The organism is Luteibacter sp. P4_E6, assembly GCF_056401535.1.
Window position 1 is genome coordinate 1 of the sequence record NZ_JBFUJE010000350.1, and the last position, 4,113, is coordinate 4,113.

The following is a 4,113-nucleotide window of genomic DNA, read 5'->3' on the forward strand; positions in this document are numbered from 1 at the left end:
CGGTGACGGCGGTCTGGTTGTCATCAGCGGTCGAGAAGGTCTGCGAGGCCTTGGTCGGCACCGTGGTGTTCTTATCGATCAGCTTGGTCATCACGCCGCCCATCGTCTCGATACCGAGCGACAGCGGGGTGACGTCGAGCAGGAGGACGTCCTTGACGGTACCGCCCAGCACGCCACCCTGGATCGCTGCGCCGACAGCGACGGCTTCATCCGGGTTGACGTCCTTGCGCGGCTCGCGGCCGAAGAAGTCCTTCACGGCTTCCTGCACCTTGGGCATGCGGGTCTGGCCACCGACGAGGATCACCTCGTGGATGTCCGAGATCTTCAGGCCGGCATCGTTCAGCGCCGTGCGGCACGGGTCGATCGTGCCCTTGACCAGGTCTTCCACCAGCGACTCGAGCTTGGCGCGCGTCAGCTTGATGTTGAGATGCTTCGGACCCGAGGCATCTGCCGTGACGTACGGCAGGTTCACGTCGGTCTGGTGAGCCGAGGAGAGCTCGATCTTCGCGCGCTCGGCGGCGTCCTTCAGGCGCTGCAGGGCAAGCTGGTCCTGGCGCAGGTCGATGCCCTGCTCCTTCTTGAACTCTTCGACGAGGTAATCGATGACGCGGTTATCGAAGTCCTCACCACCGAGGAAGGTATTGCCGTTGGTGGACAGCACTTCGAACTGCTTCTCGCCGTCGACGTTGGCGATCTCGATGATCGAGACGTCGAACGTGCCGCCGCCCAGGTCGTACACGGCGATCTTGCGGTCGCGCGCGTCCGTCTTGTCCAGGCCATAGGCCAGCGCAGCCGCGGTCGGCTCGTTGATGATGCGCTTGACGTCGAGGCCGGCGATCTTGCCTGCGTCCTTGGTGGCCTGGCGCTGGCTGTCGTTGAAGTAGGCCGGGACCGTGATGACGGCTTCGGTCACTGCCTCACCGAGGAAGTCCTCGGCGGTCTTCTTCATCTTCATCAGCACCTTCGAGGAGATCTCCTGCGGCGCCATCTTCTTGCCGTCGGCGGTCTGCACCCAGGCGTCGCCGTTGTCATGCGCGACGATGCCGTAGGGGACCAGCTTCAGGTCTTTCTGGACTTCCGCGTCGGTGAACTTGCGGCCGATGAGGCGCTTGACGGCGTAGAAGGTGTTCTTGGGATTGGTCACGCTCTGGCGCTTGGCCGGCGCGCCCACGAGGACTTCGTTGTCCTTGGTGAAAGCCACGATGGACGGCGTGGTGCGATCGCCCTCTGCATTCTCGATGACGCGTGCGGTCGAACCTTCCATCACTGCTACGCAGGAGTTGGTTGTACCGAGGTCGATACCGATGATCTTGCCCATAGTCACGTTGCTCCGAATTTCATGCGGCCCCCGCGGCCGCGACTGTGTTGGAAAATGGGGGTAACCCCCATCGATTCAATATCTTTGGTGAAGCTGTTCAGTTGTCGCGCACCACGGCGACGAGCGCCGGACGCAGCAGACGGTCGTTGAGCACGAAGCCCTTCTGGACCACGGCGACAACGGTGTTGGGCGCGTGCTCGTTCGAATCGACCGAGCTGATGGCCTGGTGGTGCGCCGGATTGAACGGCTGGTGCAGCGGATCGACCACGGAAAGTCCGTTCGCCTGGGTGACCTTCTCCAGCTGCTTCAGCGACATATCCAGACCTTCGCGCAGGGTCTTCGCATCCGCGGCCTGATTGGCCAGGCCCAGGGCGATGCCGTCGTACACCGGCAGAAGCTCACCGAGCAGCTTCTCGTTGGCGAAGCGGCGGGCCTGGTCGATATCGCGCTGCATACGGCGGCGCTGGTTCTCGATCTCCGCCTTTTCGCGCAGCACCGTCTCGCGCGCCTGGGCCAGTTCGGTTTCCATCGCGGCCAGCTTGATGTTCAGGGCCTCGATCTCGGCATTGACGCCGTTGTCGGCCACACCGCCGTCCTGCGCCGGATCCGGCACGTGGGGATCGTTGTTTTGCATTACTTGCTCCAAATGTCAGCGTACCGACCCCTCCGAGGAAGGGTCGAACATTCGCGGGAAATACTAAACCCGCCTCCCGTGGCGGTTTATGAGGTCGCCGCGGCGCGATTCAAGGCGTCGCTAAGCAGTGAGGCGGTGGCTTGTACCACCGGAATCACGCGCTCATATGCCATACGCGTCGGTCCAATAACTCCGATCGCGCCCAGCATGCGGCCCTGCGTGCCGTAGGTGGCGGTGACGATGCTGCAACCGTCGAGGGCCGAAAAACCGGACTCCTCGCCGATGAACAAGCGTACGCCAGGGGCTTTGACGCACATTTCCATGAGCTGAAGCAGGTCTCGCTTCTGCTGGAAAGCGTCGAAAAGGTCGCGGAGCCGCTCGATATCGGCCAGCTCGGAATAACCCATCAGGTTGGTCTGGCCACTGACCAACACATCGTCAGCGTCCTCGTCGGAGCTGAACGAAGCGGTGGCCAGTTCGACCACGCCGGTGAGCAGGCGATTGAGTTCGCCGCCGGCCTCGCGCAACTCGGTGGCCAGATGCGCGCGGATATCCGCCAGCCGGAAGCCGGCGAACTGGGCATTGAGGTAGTTGGCCGCCTGCTCCAGCTCCGCCGATTCGAGGGGCCGGGCCAGCTGGACCACGCGGTTCTGCACCTGGTTATCCGAGAAAACCAGGATCACCAGCACCCGCGCATCGGGCAAATTGACGAAATCGATATKCCGTAGCGGAAAGTCGCCCTGACGCGGCACGGTAACCACGCCGGCGAAGTGGGTCATGGCCGATAGCAGGTGTGAGACGTTGCCAAGCAGGTCGCGCGTGGTCGTCTGGTGCGGCGGCAGGCCACCCTGCAGGCGGGCCATCTCGTCGCGCGGCAGCGGCTTGAGCTCGAGGAGGCTGTCGACGAACAGGCGCAGGCCGCGCGGGGTGGGGATTCTTCCGGCCGAGGTATGCGGCGAGGAGACCAGCCCGGCCTCTTCGAGGTCGGCCATGATGTTGCGGATGGTCGCGGGGCTGACTTCCAGGCCCGACGACTTCGCCAGCGTGCGTGAGCCGACCGGCTCACCGTCTGACAGGTATTGAGAGATCAGGGTACGCAGCAGCCGGCGCGCGCGTGCATCGATGTCGTGACCGGAAAACGGATTCATGCGCGTGGGCGGGCCGGAGGGTTGGTTCGTCCGGCTATCAATAAGGTCTCGACGCTCCTGTTGCAAGTCTCGGCTTCTGCGACGCGCCTCCCGCTACAATCGGCGCGATTCCATCCGCCGCCATCGGTAGCCATGCTCACCTCGCTCTACGTCCGCCAGTTCGCCGTCGTCGAAGAAGCCGAGATTGCCTTCGGGCCAGGGCTCACCGTGGTCAGCGGCGAGACCGGCGCCGGCAAGTCCCTGCTCGTGGACGCCCTCATGCTCCTGGCCGGCGCCCGCGCCGACAGCGGCATGGTGCGTTCGGGCAGCGACCGCGCCGAGCTCGCCGCGGAATTCGACCTCACCGGCCTGCCCGAGGCCACCGAATGGCTGCGCCAGGAAGAACTGGACGACGGCGAGACCTGCCAGCTGCGCCGCGTGATCCGCGTCGAAGGCAGCTCGCGCGGCTGGATCAACGGCCGCCCGGCGAGCCTCGCCCAGATGTCGGCGCTGGCTGCGCTCATCGTTGAGATCCACGGTCAGCACGAGCACCAGGCCCTGCTTTCGCGCCAGCATCAGATGGCCTTGCTGGACGCCTACGCCGGCAACGAGGTGCTGCAGACGAGCGTTCGCGAGACCGCGAAGTCGTGGCGTGAGGCTGTCGCCCGCATCCGCACGCTCTCCGGTGGTGACGATCGCGAGCGTCAGATCGAGTTGCTCGCCCACGAACTGGAAGAACTGGATCGGTGGGCCCTGGTCCCCGCCGCGCTGGAAGAACTCGAAGCGCAGCATCGCCGCCTGGCCAACGCCGGAAGGCTGGCCGAAGGCGCCAATGGCGTGGTCGAAATCCTCGATGGCGAGAGTGAGTTCGCGGTCGGTCGCGCCCTGCTCCGCGCTCATGCCGAGCTGTCGCGACTTGCCGAACTAGATGCCTCGCTGGTCCCTACCCTCGAATTGCTCGACAGCGCCCAGATCCAGCTGGGCGAAGCCGTGGACGGTCTGGGCCGCTACGCCCAGGACGTGGAACTCGACCC

4 protein-coding genes are annotated in these 4,113 nt (G+C 64.7%); 1 reads left to right on the plus strand and 3 read right to left on the minus strand.

What is annotated here, in order from left to right:
- The 3 genes from dnaK to hrcA form a co-directional block, all read right to left on the minus strand.
- A partial coding sequence (gene dnaK / locus AC1DT2_RS16925) for a molecular chaperone DnaK (protein WP_477297625.1) occupies positions 1-1,318 on the minus strand: 1,318 nt, incomplete at its 3' end.
- Positions 1,319-1,415: 97 nt separating this feature from the next.
- Entirely contained in the window at positions 1,416-1,952 is a 537-nt protein-coding gene (gene grpE, locus AC1DT2_RS16930) for a nucleotide exchange factor GrpE (protein WP_477297626.1), read from the minus strand.
- Between the two features lie 86 nt (positions 1,953-2,038).
- Entirely contained in the window at positions 2,039-3,100 is a 1,062-nt protein-coding gene (hrcA, locus tag AC1DT2_RS16935; RefSeq protein ID WP_477297627.1) for a heat-inducible transcriptional repressor HrcA, read from the minus strand.
- 132 nt (positions 3,101-3,232) lie between these two features.
- On the opposite strand from hrcA, the gene AC1DT2_RS16940 reads away from it, so the two are divergent.
- Positions 3,233-4,113 (plus strand): AAA family ATPase (locus tag AC1DT2_RS16940; RefSeq protein ID WP_477297628.1); only part of this gene is annotated, 881 nt, incomplete at its 3' end.

Bases quoted from the DNA above. Each gene is read 5' to 3' on its own strand.
- grpE (WP_477297626.1), bottom strand. From the start codon at position 1,952: ATGCAAAACAACGATCCCCACGTGCCGGATCCGGCGCAGGACGGCGGT.